The organism is Chryseobacterium sp. YIM B08800 (assembly GCF_026163565.1).
In the GTDB taxonomy this organism is placed as follows: Bacteria; Bacteroidota; Bacteroidia; order Flavobacteriales; family Weeksellaceae; genus Chryseobacterium.
In genome coordinates this window covers 16,992-32,118 of the sequence record NZ_JAPDKN010000036.1, presented here as the reverse complement: position 1 = coordinate 32,118, position 15,127 = coordinate 16,992, and the positions used below count along the sequence as shown (strand labels likewise).

At 34.6% G+C, this 15,127-nt stretch carries 15 protein-coding genes; 11 read left to right on the top strand and 4 right to left on the bottom strand.

Features of this window, described 5'->3' with window-relative positions; translation table 11 throughout:
• The first annotated feature begins 107 nt into the window (after positions 1–107).
• The 4 genes from OEW74_RS14075 (at position 108) to argH (ending at position 4,598) form a co-directional block, all read left to right on the top strand.
• The gene (locus OEW74_RS14075; protein WP_265429081.1) at positions 108–1,064 is read left to right on the top strand and encodes an N-acetylornithine carbamoyltransferase; all 957 of its coding nucleotides are present in this window, start codon (positions 108–110) and stop codon (positions 1,062–1,064) included.
• 99 nt (positions 1,065–1,163) lie between these two features.
• Positions 1,164–1,958, top strand: a complete 795-nt coding sequence (gene argB, locus OEW74_RS14070; RefSeq protein WP_265429080.1) for an acetylglutamate kinase — start codon at positions 1,164–1,166, stop codon at positions 1,956–1,958.
• On the top strand, positions 1,933–3,015 hold the full coding sequence (locus OEW74_RS14065) for a M20 family metallo-hydrolase (RefSeq protein WP_265429079.1): 1,083 nt from the start codon (positions 1,933–1,935) through the stop codon (positions 3,013–3,015). The genes argB and OEW74_RS14065 overlap by 26 nt, the downstream gene beginning before the upstream one ends.
• Positions 3,016–3,293: 278 nt before the next feature.
• Positions 3,294–4,598 carry an argininosuccinate lyase gene (argH, locus tag OEW74_RS14060; protein WP_265429078.1) on the top strand — a complete coding sequence of 435 codons (1,305 nt, stop codon included), beginning with the start codon at positions 3,294–3,296 and terminating at the stop codon, positions 4,596–4,598.
• A 145-nt stretch (positions 4,599–4,743) separates the two neighbouring features.
• Here argH and OEW74_RS14055 read toward each other — a convergent pair whose 3' ends face one another.
• On the bottom strand, positions 4,744–5,205 hold the full coding sequence (locus OEW74_RS14055) for an Lrp/AsnC family transcriptional regulator (protein ID WP_265429077.1): 462 nt from the start codon (positions 5,203–5,205) through the stop codon (positions 4,744–4,746).
• A 242-nt stretch (positions 5,206–5,447) separates the two neighbouring features.
• On the opposite strand from OEW74_RS14055, the gene OEW74_RS14050 reads away from it, so the two are divergent.
• The 5 genes from OEW74_RS14050 (at position 5,448) to OEW74_RS14030 (ending at position 11,785) form a co-directional block, all read left to right on the top strand.
• A complete protein-coding gene (locus OEW74_RS14050) occupies positions 5,448–6,338 on the top strand; it encodes an aspartate carbamoyltransferase catalytic subunit (RefSeq protein ID WP_265429076.1) in 891 nt (296 codons plus the stop codon).
• 178 nt (positions 6,339–6,516) lie between these two features.
• A complete protein-coding gene (locus OEW74_RS14045) occupies positions 6,517–7,590 on the top strand; it encodes a carbamoyl phosphate synthase small subunit (RefSeq protein WP_265429075.1) in 1,074 nt (357 codons plus the stop codon).
• A 40-nt stretch (positions 7,591–7,630) separates the two neighbouring features.
• Positions 7,631–7,984: a four helix bundle protein gene (locus OEW74_RS14040; protein ID WP_265429074.1), complete on the top strand. Its 354-nt coding sequence runs from the start codon at positions 7,631–7,633 to the stop codon at positions 7,982–7,984.
• 59 nt (positions 7,985–8,043) lie between these two features.
• Positions 8,044–11,226 carry a carbamoyl-phosphate synthase large subunit gene (gene carB / locus OEW74_RS14035; protein WP_265429073.1) on the top strand — a complete coding sequence of 1,061 codons (3,183 nt, stop codon included), beginning with the start codon at positions 8,044–8,046 and terminating at the stop codon, positions 11,224–11,226.
• A 175-nt stretch (positions 11,227–11,401) separates the two neighbouring features.
• On the top strand, positions 11,402–11,785 hold the full coding sequence (locus OEW74_RS14030) for a nuclear transport factor 2 family protein (protein WP_265429072.1): 384 nt from the start codon (positions 11,402–11,404) through the stop codon (positions 11,783–11,785).
• 64 nt (positions 11,786–11,849) lie between these two features.
• Here the strand turns inward: OEW74_RS14030 and OEW74_RS14025 are convergent, their stop codons facing one another.
• Both OEW74_RS14025 and OEW74_RS14020 read right to left on the bottom strand, forming a co-directional pair.
• Complete coding sequence (locus OEW74_RS14025) at positions 11,850–12,137, bottom strand: type II toxin-antitoxin system RelE/ParE family toxin (protein WP_265429071.1); 288 nt, start codon at positions 12,135–12,137, stop codon at positions 11,850–11,852.
• Positions 12,127–12,381, bottom strand: a complete 255-nt coding sequence (locus tag OEW74_RS14020) for a hypothetical protein (RefSeq protein WP_265429070.1) — start codon at positions 12,379–12,381, stop codon at positions 12,127–12,129. Before OEW74_RS14020 ends, OEW74_RS14025 begins: the two co-directional genes overlap by 11 nt.
• 149 nt (positions 12,382–12,530) lie before the next feature.
• Between OEW74_RS14020 and OEW74_RS14015 the strand changes: the two genes are divergently transcribed.
• On the top strand, positions 12,531–13,022 hold the full coding sequence (locus OEW74_RS14015) for a hypothetical protein (protein ID WP_265429069.1): 492 nt from the start codon (positions 12,531–12,533) through the stop codon (positions 13,020–13,022).
• Here the strand turns inward: OEW74_RS14015 and OEW74_RS14010 are convergent.
• On the bottom strand, positions 13,019–13,867 hold the full coding sequence (locus tag OEW74_RS14010) for a hypothetical protein (protein ID WP_265429068.1): 849 nt from the start codon (positions 13,865–13,867) through the stop codon (positions 13,019–13,021). The genes OEW74_RS14015 and OEW74_RS14010 overlap by 4 nt on opposite strands.
• 104 nt (positions 13,868–13,971) lie before the next feature.
• On the opposite strand from OEW74_RS14010, the gene OEW74_RS14005 reads away from it, so the two are divergent.
• Positions 13,972–15,123, top strand: coding sequence for an ATP-binding cassette domain-containing protein (locus tag OEW74_RS14005; RefSeq protein ID WP_265429067.1), 1,152 nt, complete (start codon positions 13,972–13,974; stop codon positions 15,121–15,123).
• The last annotated feature ends 4 nt before the right edge of the window (positions 15,124–15,127 follow it).

Genomic DNA, 15,127 nt, shown 5'->3' with positions numbered 1-15,127 from the left:
AAATCTTTGATTTTCAACTCATGTGTTCTAAATGTTTTCAAAGTTTTTAACTAAAATCTAATGTGACTCATGTGTTAAAACTTTTGTGGTAAAAAAATCAATTCAAAATGAAAAAATTCACCTCTGTAAGCGATGTTAAAAACTTACAGGATATTATAAAAAAAGCTTTACAAATTAAAGAAAACCCTCTTTCGGAAACAGAGAAAGGAAAAGGAAAAACAATTGGACTTGTATTTTTAAATTCAAGTTTAAGAACCCGTTTAAGCAGCCAAATCGCAGCTCAGAATTTAGGTTTAAATGTATTGACGTTAAATGCTGCACAGGAAGCTTGGAGTCTGGAATTCGCAGACGGAGCTGTAATGAACGGCGACACGGTAGAACATATCAAAGACGCTATTGAAGTATTAAATCAATATTGTGACATCATCGCGGTTCGTTGTTTTGCAGGAATGAAAAGCAAGGAAGATGATGTTAACGAAAGTATTTTAAGTCAGTTCGAGCAACATGCAAAAGTTCCGGTTATCTCTTTGGAATCAGCAACGCGTCACCCTTTGCAAAGTTTGGCAGATTGTATTACGATCACGGAAAATTGGAAAGAAGAGCGTAAACCTAAAGTGGTATTGACTTGGGCTCCACATATCAAACCAATTGCTCATGCAGTAGGGAATTCTTTCGCAGAATGGATGCAGGAAATGGATGTTGAGTTGGTAATTGCGAATCCGGAAGGTTATGATTTGGATAAAAATTTCACAAAAGATGTAAAAATAATCCATAATCAGGATGAAGCGTTGAAAGATGCAGATTTTATTTACGTGAAAAATTGGTCATCTTTTGATGATTATGCAGCAATGCCGGAAGTGAAAGAAAACTGGATGTTGACGAATGAAAAACTGTCTAATACCAATCAAGGAAAGGTGATGCACTGTCTTCCGGTTCGTCGAAATGTGGAGTTGAGTGATGAGGTGATGGACGGTAAAAATTCTATCATTTATCAACAGGCAAAAAATCGAATTTTTTCGGCGCAGGCAGTTTTCTCTGAAATTTTAGATGAATTGAATTCTTAATAAATCCAAACCTAACGGGTTTTAGAAAATCGCTAAGTTTAGATTAGCAAACCATGTCAAGGTTCAAAACCTTGACATGGTTCTCAAAAAAAGGTTTGTATGAAAGAAAAATTATACATCATAAAAATCGGCGGAGCATTAATCGATGATGAGGAATTATTGAACGAATTTTTAGAGCAGTTTTCTGAAATTAAAGAAAAGAAAATTCTGGTTCATGGAGGCGGAAAATTGGCGACAACTTTAGCTGATAAACTGGGCGTTGAACAAAAAATGATTAACGGCCGAAGAATCACTGATAAAGATACTTTGGATATTGTAGCGATGGTGTATGCAGGAGGAATCAACAAAAATATTGTCGCAAAACTTCAGCATAAAAAGTGCAGAGCAATGGGATTTTCGGGTGCTGATGCCAATTTAATTAAAGCCACAAAAAGAGAAGACGCAGAAATAGACTTCGGATTTGTTGGCGACATTACAGAGAAAAGCGTGAACAGAAAATTGATTTCAAAGTTATTGAAGCTTGAATTAGTTCCTGTCTTTTCTGCAATTACTCACGATAAAAAAGGACATCTTTTCAATACCAATGCAGATACGATTGCTTCGGTAATTGCGCAGGCTTTATCTTCAAAATATGATGTTGAATTGTTGTATTGTTTCGATAAAGAAGGAGTGCTGGAAGATGTAAACAACCCTGAATCTGTTATTAAAAATATTTCCGAGGAAGAATTTTCAACCTTAAAAGATGAAGGAAAACTTCATAAAGGAATTCTTCCCAAATTAGAAAATGCTCTTGGAGCAGTGAAAAATAAAGTTAATAAGGTATTCTTGATTAAGGAAACCTCACTAAAAAACCATATAGAAAATCATCATGCAGGAACTGAAATCTGTTTATAGTAAAGAAGAATTACTGAATAATGCAGTAGAATTGTTGAAAAAACTGATTGAAATTCCGTCATTCAGCAAAGATGAATTTAATACGTCTGTGGAGATTGAAAATTTTTTCAGAAAACATCAGATTCCAACAAAACGTTTTAAAAATAACATCTGGGCGGTGAATAAAAATTTTGATGTTTTCAAACCGTCGATTTTGCTGAATACGCATCATGATACCGTAAAACCGAATAAAGCTTATACTTTAGATCCGTTTTTGCCGATTGAGAAAGATGGAAAATTATTCGGATTGGGAAGCAACGATGCGGGAGCTTCATTGGTTTCGATGGCGCAGGTTTTTTTGCATTTTTTTGATAAAGAAGATTTAAAATATAATTTAATTATTGCTTTGACGGCAGAGGAGGAGATTTCAGGTTTTGACGGAATTGAAGCCTTATTTCCTCAGTTACCAAACATCGAATTGGCTATTGTAGGAGAACCAACGCAGATGAATCTAGCGATTGCAGAAAAAGGACTTTTGGTTATTGATGGAGAAATGAAAGGAACTCCTTCTCACGCCGCTCATCCGAATGACAATAATTCGATTGTAAAATGCATGGAAGATCTTCAAAATATTCTGAGCTTTAAATTTCCAAAAGTTTCAGATTATTTAGGCGAAGTTAAGGTGACACTTTCGGGAATTCATGCCGGAGTTCAGCATAATGTTGTTCCTGAATCATGCGCTTTTACTTTGGATGTGAGAGTTACGGATGAATATTCGAATAAAGAAGCGTTTGAGATCATTCAATCGCAGATGAGATCAACCTTAACAGCAAGGTCTTTCAGGTTAAATTCATCAAAAATCGAAACGGAACATCCATTCGTACAGGCTGGTTTGGAAATTGGCAGGACAACTTACGGTTCACCAACTTCATCCGATCAAGCGATAATTCCTTGTACATCAGTAAAGCTCGGTCCAGGTGACAGTAGGCGCTCTCACACTGCAGATGAATTTATCTTCATCGAAGAAATTGCGGAAGGAATTGAGATTTATATTAAGATTTTAGAGAAGGTTTTATAGGCTGGAAGCGGGGAAATGAATGATGTAAGTCTATAAAGTCCACAAACAACGACCTAGGAAACGGAGGCGTTAAGAAATTTTAAATTATTACCGTTAAAAAATTTCCACTGTTTGAGTGGCGGCAAAAAATAATCTTATCATTTCAAATCAAACTTTCCGCCCGAGTTTTGGAAATTTTAGGAAATAATTTAAAATTTTAGCCGGAGTTTCCAGTCTTGAATTTTTGTTTCTTTTGTTTCAAGACAAAAGAAATTTTTAAAATAAAAAAAAGAAATTTTATGAAAAAAATATGGCAAAAAGATGACAATGCCACCAATATATTAGTCAACAAATTTACAGTCGGGAAAGATCTTGATTTTGATGAGCGTTTGGCGAAATATGATGTCAAAGGTTCGATGGCGCACTGTAAAATGTTGGCAGAAGTCGGAATTATTTCGAATGAAGAATCGAAACAGATGTTGTCTGTTTTGGAAGTGATTTTGAAAGATATCGAAAATGAAACTTTTGAAATCGATAAAACAGCGGAAGATATTCATTCGCAGATCGAGTCAATTTTAATTGAAAAATTAGGAGATACAGGAAAGAAAATTCACACGGCAAGATCTCGTAACGATCAGGTTTTATTAGATATTAAATTGTATTTGGTTGATGAGATCCGTGAAATTGCAGCGTTGACAGACGAGTTTTTTCAAATATTGATCAAACTAGCGGATCAGCATAAAAATATTCTTCTTCCAGGTTATACGCATTTACAGATTGCGATGCCTTCATCGTTTGGATTATGGTTTGGAGCTTATGCAGAAGCGTTGTTAGATGATGTTGAAATGTTGTTTTCGGTTAAAAATATCATTAATAAAAATCCACTGGGTTCCGCAGCAGGATATGGCTCGTCTTTTCCAATTGATCGTGAGAGTACGACCTATAATTTAGGTTTTCAGTCGATGAATTGTAATTCAGTTTATGCTCAAATGACACGTGGAAAATCGGAGAAAATGTTGTCGATGGCAATGGCTACTTTGGCAGGAACTTTAGGTAAATTTTCTTATGATGTTTGTCTGTATTTAAGTCAGAATTTTGATTTTATCAGTTTCCCTAAAGAATTTACAACGGGAAGCAGCATTATGCCTCATAAGAAAAATCCGGATATTTTTGAGCTGGTTCGCGCGCGTTGCAACAGAATTCAGTCTTTGCCGAATGAGTTTATTTTGTTGACGAACAATCTTCCTTCTGGTTATCATAGAGATATGCAGTTAACAAAGGAGATTCTTTTTCCAGCAATTGATTCTTTAAAAGAATGTTTGGAAATTTTAAATTATACCTTACCAAATATTCAGGTGAAGGATGGTATTCTGGAAGACGAAAAATACAAATACCTTTTCAGCGTAGAGAAAATTAATGAAGAAGTAAAAAACGGAAGTTCATTCCGTGATGCTTATGTGAAAGTAGGACAGGAGATTGAAAATAATGAGTTTGATTTTGAAATAGGAAGACTAAATCATACCCATCAGGGAAGTATCGGAAATCTTTGTTTGGATAAAATAGAATATCAGTTTAATAAATTGAAAAATAAATTGTTGGGTTGATTTATTTTTAACCATTAAGATTTTAGTTAAGAAGTTCAGAATATTTAAGATTCGAAAACAAATAATAAAATAATAATTAAAAATCTATAGATTTTTCTTAATTAAGCTTAACTCCTTAATTAAAATCTTAATGGTTCAATTTAATTTAATCCAAATCAATCTTAAACTTAGTAGATTTTTTAACCTCGTGAAGTACAATAGAACTGTGATATTGTCCGATATTAGGAATATTTGAAATTACATTTACCGTAAAATTATTATAAGAATTGATGTCTTTAGCGATAATTTTCAGCATATAATCATATTCGCCTGAAAGACTGATGATTTCCTGAACTTCATCGTGTTGCATAATGTTTTTTTCAAAAGTTTCAAGTACTTTTTTAGATTGTTCTTTCAAGCGAACATTGCAATAAACAACAATATTTAAACCCAGTTTTTCACGGTTTAAAAGACCTACATATTTTTCGATGATTCCTTGTTTTTCCAGCTGTTTGATACGTTCATACGTCGGAGTAAAGGTAAGACCGATCTTTTCCGAAATTTCTTTCACAGAATAGGTAGAGTCTTCCTGAATGATGCTAAGAATCATTTTGTCTTTTAAATCCATAAAAATGTGTTGAGTTTTAACAAAAGTAATATTTAAAAATGAAAATAAAGAGAGATTAAGATTTTTTAATTTTATAAGAATTTTGATTTTGTCAGTTCGCCAAAATGTTATATCTTTGCACCTAATGAATAACACAGTATTTATATCATTAGAATTACCGGGCGTAGACGCCCTTTACGATATTTATTTATTTTAAGCGAAGATATTTTCTTCGCTTTTTTTTTGTAAAAAATTAAGATATTATGTTTACGATTACAGAACTAAGTACCGAGAGAATCAACAGTATAGTAACAGAAGCACTGGCTTTTGCGAACGGAAAAACTGCCAAAATTGAAGGAGAAGTTTTTTGTTCAAACCTTTTCTTTGAAGACAGTACAAGAACGAAAACAAGCTTTGATATTGCCGAAAGAAAATTAGGTTTGCAGGTGGTTTCTTTTGATGCTTCAAATAGTTCTGTGAATAAAGGTGAAAGTCTTTATGATACGGTAAAAACAATTGAAAGTCTTGGTGTAAATCTGGTTGTAATCAGAGATAAGAAAGACAGATATTTTGATGAATTAAAAAATATTACTATCCCCGTGATTAACGGAGGAGACGGAACAGGAAACCATCCTTCTCAATGTATGCTTGATTTAATGACAATCTATCAGGAATTTGGAAAATTTGAAGGTTTAAAAATAGGAATTGTAGGAGATGTAAAACACAGCCGAGTTGCGAATTCAAATGCAGAAGCATTAAGAAGATTAGGTGCTAAAGTTTACTTTTCAGGACCAGAACAATGGTTTGACGAAGGAGCTTTAATTAATGGGACTTATTTATCTGTTGATGAATTAATTAAAGAAGTTGATGTTTTGATGTTATTGAGAATTCAACACGAAAGACACGATGCTAAAATGAGTTTCTCAGCTTCAGAATACCACAGAAAATATGGCTTGACGAAAGAAAGAGAAAAAGCGATGAAAAAAGAAGCGATCATCATGCATCCAGCTCCAATCAACAGAGGAGTAGAAATTGATACAGACTTGGTAGAATGCGAACGCTCAAGAATTTTCAAACAAATGCAGAACGGTGTTTTCGCAAGAATGGCAATTTTAAAAGAAGCCTTGGAAGGACAAGGATACACTTTTAAATAAGAGATTCGGGATACGAGTTTAGAGATAAATAGACACCCACAAATTCCCCTCCTTTGGAGGGGTGGCGAAAATTCAAAGAATTTTGACGGGGTGGTTTAAAAAGTAAAATAGAAAAAATAAGAAGTAAAATAACAGAATGAAGAAGTCTAACTTCTAATTTCTAAAATCTAATTTAAAAATGAAGAAAAAGTTAATACTGGAGTCCGGTGAAGTGTTTCATGGAGAAGGTTTCGGAGCTGAATTGGAAACGGCAGGAGAGGTGGTTTTCAATACCGGAATGACAGGGTACCAAGAACTGATTTCTGACCCGTCTTATTGCGGTCAGATTGTTTGTATGACCTATCCGCTTATCGGAAACTATGGGATTAATAGAGATGATTATGAGAGTATAGAGCCGGCTATCAAAGGTCTTATCGTAAAAGAACTTTGTGATTTACCATCAAATTTCCGTACTCAGATTACTTTAGATGAATTATTTAAAAAGAAAAAACTTTCAGGAATTTCAGGAATCGATACCAGAAGACTGACAAGAATTCTTCGTAATTACGGAGTTGTGAAAGGAAAAATTGTAAACGCTGATGCTGACGAAAGTACAGTAGTTGCAGAACTAAAAGGCACAAATTTCCCAACCAACCAAGTGGAGCAGGTTTCTACAAAAACACCTTATGCAAACCCGGGAAGAGGACTTAAAGTAGTACTTGTAGATTTCGGTTCTAAATTAGGAATTATCAGAGAATTATCTCAAAGAAATTGTGACATCACTGTAGTTTCACATGATACAACAGCAGAAGAAATTTTGTTGATGAATCCGGACGGAATCATGTTATCAAACGGCCCTGGAGATCCGGAAGATAATCAGGGAGCTTTAGAAATGATCCGCGGATTATTAGGAAAAGTTCCAATCTTCGGAATCTGTTTAGGGCACCAATTAATCGGTTTGGCTTGTGGAGCAAAAACTTTCAAGTTAAAATTCGGACACAGAGGAGGAAATCACCCGGTTTTAGATTTAGAGAAAAACAAAGTGGCAATTACTTCTCAAAACCACGGTTATGCGGTTGATCAGGAAAGTCTTAAAGAAACAGATTTAATTGAAACACACATTGCATTGAACGACAGAACCAACGAAGGGCTTAAACACAAAATTCACCCTTGCTTCTCAGTTCAGTATCACCCGGAAGCAAGTCCAGGTCCTGAAGATGCGAACTACTTGTTTGATGATTTCATTGAATTAATGGAAAACTTCAAAAAGTAATTTAGATTTCAGATATTAGACATCAGATAAAAGACTTTACATGCATAATTTTGAGAAATTACTTTTCTGGCAGAAATCAATAGAACTTGCGAAGGAGGTTTATATTATTTGTGCAGACTTACCAAAAGATGAAAAATTTGGTTTGATTTCTCAGATTAAAAGGTCAGTAATTTCAATTCCGTCAAATATTGCGGAAGGAGCAGGAAGAAATAACGACAGAGAACTTTATCATTTTCTTGGAATTGCAAATGCTTCCTCTTTTGAACTACAGACACAATTAATTCTGACAAGAGAATTAAATTTATTAAATGCAGAAAAAGTTAACAGTTTAATATCAAACCTGAATGAAATTCAAAGAATGATTTATTCATTTAAATCTAATCTAAAAAAGTAAAACACAACGCTGGAAGTCTAGAATCTGAAATCTGACATCTAGTATCTAACAACAAAAAAATGGCAAAACGTACAGATATAAAAACAATTTTAGTAATCGGTTCAGGACCTATCATCATTGGTCAGGCGGCAGAATTTGATTACGCAGGAACGCAGGCTTGTCTGTCTTTGAGAGAAGAAGGCTACAAGGTAATTTTGATTAACTCAAACCCTGCAACGATTATGACAGATGTTGAAATCGCAGATAAGGTATATATCGAGCCGATTTCACTTCAGTTTGTAAGTCACATCATCAGAAAAGAGCGCCCAGATGCACTTTTACCTACGCTTGGTGGACAAACAGGTTTGAACATGGCGGTAGAATTGGAAAAATCAGGAATTCTTGAAGAATGTAAAGTTGAAGTTTTGGGAACGAAGCTTTCAGCGATCAACAGAGCGGAAGACAGAGATTTATTCCGTGAATTGATGAGAGAATTGAACGAGCCGGTTCCAGAATCTGACATCGTAAATACAGTTGAAGGAGCAATTAATTTTGCTAACGAAATCGGTTATCCGGTAATTGTTCGTCCTGCTTTCACAATGGGTGGAACAGGTGGTGGAATCGCTGCTACCGAAGCTGAATTGAAAGAAATTGCAGAATTAGGATTGAAATACAGTCCGGTTACACAATGTCTTATTGAGAAATCAATTGCAGGTTTCAAAGAAATTGAATACGAAGTAATGCGTGATGCAAACGACAATGCGATTGTGGTTTGTAACATGGAAAATATCGACCCGGTTGGAGTCCACACAGGTGACTCAATCGTTGTGGCACCTTCTCAAACGCTTTCTGACAGAGAATATCAGTTGTTGAGAAATGCTTCATTAAAAATCATCAGAGCTTTAGGAATTGAAGGTGGATGTAACGTACAGTTGGCTTTAGACCCACACTCATTTGATTATTATATCATCGAGGTGAATCCGAGAGTTTCTCGTTCATCAGCTTTAGCATCAAAAGCAACTGGTTATCCGATTGCTAAAATTGCTGCAAAAATTGCGGTAGGATTAACTTTAGATGAAATCATGAATCCGGTTACAGGAAAGTCTTACGCTTGTTTTGAACCGGCTTTGGATTATGTGGTAACTAAATTCCCAAGATTTCCATTCGATAAATTCGAAACTGCGGACAGAAGATTATCAACGCAGATGAAAGCAACGGGTGAAGTAATGGCAATCGGAAGAAATTTCGAAGAGTCTTTACAAAAAGCCATTCGTTCTTTGGAAACAGGAATTAAACATATTGGTTTAAAAACTAAGCAAGCTGCAGCTTTAACAGCAGAAGAAATCGAAAGAAGAATCAGAGTTTGTGATGACGAAAGATTGTTTATCATCGGGGACGCTTTAAGAAGAGGTTACGACTGGGAACAAATCGTAGAATGGAGCAAAATCGATAAATTCTTCATCTGGAAAATCAAAAAACTAATTGATTTCGAAAAGGTGATCGCTGAAAATAAATTCAACAAAGACATCTTATTAGAAGCTAAAAAATTAGGTTTTGCAGATGTAAATATCGCAGTTCTTTGGGATGTAAAAGAACGTGAAGTTTTCAATTTCAGAAAAGAAAATGGAGTAATGCCGGTTTACAAAATGGTAGACACTTGCGCCGCGGAATTCGAATCTGAAACACCATATTTCTACGGAACTTACGAAGAAGAAAACGAATCCGTACCTTCAGACAAAGAAAAAATCATCGTTCTAGGTTCAGGACCAATCAGAATCGGACAGGGAGTTGAGTTTGATTATGCGACAGTTCACTCAGTTTGGGCAATCAAAGAGATGGGTTATGAAGCAATCATCATCAACAACAACCCAGAAACGGTTTCTACAGACTTCTCAATTTCAGATAAATTATACTTCGAACCGTTGACGGAAGAAGATGTAATGAACATCATCGAATTGGAGAAACCAAAAGGAGTTGTGGTACAGTTTGGAGGTCAAACAGCAATTAATTTAGCTGATAAATTGGCTGCTCATGGAGTTCAGATTTTAGGAACTTCTTTGGAAGACCTTGACAGAGCTGAAAACAGAGATAAGTTTGAAAAAGCCCTTCAGGAAATTGGGATTCCTCAGCCTTTAGGAAAAACCTCAACTTCAAAAGAAGAAGCGATAAAAATTGCAAACGAAATCGGTTATCCGGTGCTGGTTCGTCCAAGTTACGTTTTGGGAGGTAGAGCAATGGAAATTGTTTATAATGAAGCAGAATTGGCTCATTATATGGAGTTTGCGGTAGATGCAAGCCCGGAACATCCAGTTTTGGTCGACCGTTACATGGTTGGGAAAGAAATTGAAGTGGATGCGATTTGTGACGGTGAAACAGTGGTCATTCCAGGAATTATGGAGCATATCGAAAGAGCAGGAGTTCACTCTGGAGACTCGATTGCGGTGTATCCTCCACAGAATATTTCACAAAGCGAAGTTGATACTTTGGTAGATTATACTCAGAGATTGGCTAAAGGATTGAAAGTGATTGGTTTAATGAATATTCAGTACGTTCTTTTCGAAGGAAATGTTTATGTAATCGAAGTGAATCCACGTTCATCAAGAACGGTTCCTTTCTTATCTAAAATCACGGAAGTTCCAATGGCAAATCTTGCTACAAAGGCAATTTTAGGTCAGAAACTGACAGATTTAGGCTACAAAAACGGATTGGTTCCAAATAAAGAAGGTGTTTTCGTAAAAGTTCCTGTGTTCTCTTTCTCTAAATTAACGAAAGTTGACATCTCTTTAGGCCCGGAAATGAAGTCTACAGGAGAGGTTATGGGTAAAGACACGACTTTGGAAAAGGCACTTTACAAAGGATTGGTTGCAGCAGGAAGAAAAGTTCCGATGCACGGTTCAATCTTGTTCACGGTAGCTGATAAACACAAGCAGGAAGCGGCTGATTTAGCGGCGAGATTCCATGAAGTTGGTTTCAGAATCTGGGCAACGGAAGGAACGGCAAAATTCTTTGAAGAAAAAGGAATTCCTTGCAAAATTGGTTACAAGATAGGAGAGGAAAGCGTAAACCTTATCGATTTGATCCAAAAAGGAAAAGTACAATACGTTGTCAACACCATGACGAAAGGAAAACAGTCTGAAAGAGACGGTTTCCAAATCAGAAGAATGAGCGTAGAAAACGGTGTTCCTTGTTTAACGTCAATGGATACAGTTGAAGCTATCTTGAAAGTAATCGAAAGCATGAGTTTCAAAATGGAGACGATGTAATTTTCAAATAAAATTTGAACGAAACTTTTCGTCAAACCTAACAGGTTTCTAAAACCTGTTAGGTTTTTTATTTATAAAAATTAAATAATTTGTTGATTGATGGAAAATTAGTTACTTTAGAAAAAGTACTTTTCGAAAAAATTATAACGAACAGACAATCGCCAAACAAAAAAATATGTATAAACCAGAAATTACCAGAGAAAACGTTGTTGAAGCGGAAAACAAACTTTTTTCGGCTCAGCTCGTAAGCAATGTGGAATTACTTGATCAACTATTGCACGATGATTTGCTTGCAGTAGCACCGACGGGAGAAATTATAACGAAAGAAATGGATTTGAATTCGCATAAAGCGAAAACAATGATCATTGAAAACGCTTCAATAGAAATTGATAACATTAAAATAATGGATGACATCGCACTTTCTATCGTTACAATGACAGCGAAAGGAAAAATGATGGGAGCACCATTAGAAGGAAGGTTTAGATATTTTAGAGTTTGGAAACGTTTTGATGATTCATTGAAAATTATTGGAGCAAGCTTTATGCAGTTACCTGATTAAAAAAGAGCAAAACACTGTTGTCTGCAACAAAGTAATGTAAATCCTCATAATTTTCTTCCGCTTTTTACGGATATTTTTCAGGGTTTTGAGAAGTGTGAAAAACTCTGAAAATTTTGATAGTTTCTTTTTCAATTTTATAAATAATGATGAAAGGAAAAATTTTCAGTGGTAAACGATGAAAATCATTGTGGATTTTTTGAAAAAATGGTGTTCGCTTTAATGTTTTTTCAGCAGCTAAAAGTTTTTTATAAAAAGATTTTGCAACTTTTAATGATACATTCTCGGCGTAGTAATCTATAGCTTTATTTACATCAATCTCGGCGTGATGAGTATATTCAATCTCAAAAGCCATATTTTTCTTTTATCTTTTTATGAAATTCTTCAGCAGGCATAAAATCTTCATCCTTCAAATTTTCCATTGCATCCAATTCACGTTTTTGCGCATCTGTTAACTGGTAATTTAGATTATGCTCGTACCAATCTTTTTGAGATTTTTTTTCAAGAATTCCGTCTAAATATCCCAAAACCTGTTTCAGGATTTCCTCCGGTTCATCTTTTAATTTTTGGTTAATGATATGTAAAGTGTTAGAATTCATTTCATTTATTTTTATCAAAGTTAATGAAATTTAGATTTGAGATAAAAATTATTTACCCGATAAGGTTGAAGGTTAATAAATTGGAATAAAATGACATATTTTAAAAAAGATTAAATTTAGAACTTGTTACAATTTCAAAAAACACATCAATGGAATATCAGGCTATCGCAGAAAAATATACCAATTTTAAAGTATCAAAAGACGGGAACCCGGTCGGGCAATTGAATTATAAAAACTGGTTTAAATTCAATGCTGAAATTGAAATTTTAAAATCAAGATATCAGGTTGAGCCGAAAGGTTTTTGGGGAACAACAGTTGAAGTTCTTGATGGGAAAAAAGTTCTTCTCAAATTTACCATGAACTGGGACGGAAATATCTTAATGAATACCTATTTCAATGATATTGAGAAAAAATATACGCTTAGTCACAAAGGTTTTTTCAAAGAATCTTTTGTGTTAAGCGATGTAAAAGGAACTGAACTTCTGATGATGAAACCCAATATTCAGTGGAGAAGTTTAAATTATGAATACCAAATAAACACTTCAGAGATTTTAGAGACATTTGAGGAAAAAAATATTCTTCTGCTTATATCTTTACACTGCGCCAATTATTATATGTCGATGATGGCGGGAATGGGTTAATTTATTTTATAATAAGGTTCATTAAAATACTTACTCGGTTTTATATAAACCATTTTTCTGTCTTTGTCAAAAATCCAGTTGAATCTGCGCATCACATCGGCTGCAAAATAATTCGCGTGTTGAGTTTTGAGGTCTCCTGTGAAAAATCCGGCTGTAACATTTTTTAAAACAATATTTCCAAGCTTTAGAAAAGGTAAAACTCCCTGTTTGGATGTAATGATTTGTCCGGAAGAGTTTTTCATTGACTTTTCGCCTGTAATTTTTAGCTTTTCATTCAGATTATTGGCTTCTGCAAACTCGTTACTGTACAGCAAACCTCCTGAATAACCAGACTGAAGAAGAAAATAAGCTTCCTGCTGTTTATCTTCAATTACATTGTCTGCAACGATAAAAAATTGCCCGTTTTTTACATACAGATTCATCGGTTGATAATCCCTTAAATCCGGTTCTTTATCATAAGAAACAAACTGGCTGTTGTCGTAATCGATTTTAAAATATTGGTCTTTAAAAATCCCGGTTCCTATTTTTCCATCGGCTTCATGACCGGTCAATTCATTATCAAAAAACCTAATGTTCTCATATTTTTTATTGCCGATTTTTACCGTATTACCGTCACTTATTTCATCTTTAAATGTGATATGGTCTGCTTTTCTGATTCTATCTGGCGAAATTGAAGCATCTTCCATCGCAATCTGAAACATCAGATGAAGCGAATCTTTATCATTAACCAAAGTTTTTACAATAATATTATTGTGTTTCGTTAATCTGAATGGAATCTTTTCCTGAGCTTTGAAATGATTTAAACTCAATAAAACAATGGCTAAACAGCTAAACTTCTTAAACATTTCTCGATTCTTAAAATATCCCCAAATATAGATTAAATTTTTCTCACCATTTAGATATAACTTGTCTTAAAAATAATTATCTTCGGTCAAATTAAATAAACCAAATGACCAAACATCAGCAAAGAGTCGCCGAAGTCTACCATTTTTTTGATAATAAAGACACCGTTCTAGGGTTCAGAAAACTGTTAGATTGCGCTATCGACACTCAGGATATGTCGATTTATAAAGAAGCGATTGATTTAACCGACTGGAAAGAAACACACAATCACGTCATCGATGAGTTAATCGAAAAATCAAAAACTCTTCTCGCCAAAATTGAAAAAGTTCAGGTAAAAGAACATATTTCTGAACAGTCTGTTTTGAAAGCAAAAGATATTGTAAAATCTTACGGAAGCAACCGTTTTTCGCTCGGTCCGGTTTCTGTGGAAATCAATAAAGGGCAGGTTTACGGTTTGGTAGGAGAGAATGGAAACGGGAAAACAACTTTGCTGAGAATTTTGGCGAATGAAATTTCATTTAATGATGGAAGTTTAAACTATTCATTCAACGAAAAATCAAAAAATGAATATGATTTGAGAACGAAATTGGTTTACATTCCGCAACGAACCGAAAAATGGTATGGAAGTCTGAAAGATAATCTGAAATTTGTGCTTTCAAATCATGGTGTTGCGCCTGAAGAAAACGAAACCAGAACCTTGATGATGATTGCCCGTCTCGGATTGTGGAATTACAAGCATCTGAAATGGAGCGAACTTTCATCCGGTTACAAAATGCGTTTTGAATTAGCGAGAATTCTTTTAAGAAAACCTGAAATTCTTTTGTTGGATGAGCCTTTAGCAAACCTTGATGTTTTGGCGCAACAGGTCATTTTGGAAGATTTAAAATCAATTGCCAATTCGGTAAATCATCCGATTGCTTTAATTTTAAGCTCGCAGCAATTGTACGAAGTAGAAAAGATTTCAGACAAGGTAATCTTTCTGAAAAACGGAAAATATAAAGATAATTCTGAAGTAAATGGTGATGACGAAAACCAATTAATTATTGAGATTGATACTAATGAGAGTCGCGATAAACTTCTCGAAGTCTTTAAGGGTTTCAATATGGAAAAGCTTAACTTCAATGGTGGTGTTTACGTCGCTTATTTCTCATCAGAAACTCAGTTTTATGAGGTAATTTCAGCTTTAGGAAATGCAAAAGCAGAAATTATTTACATCAGAAATATCTCGTCTTCTACGAGAAGGTTTTTCGTTAATTAATCTT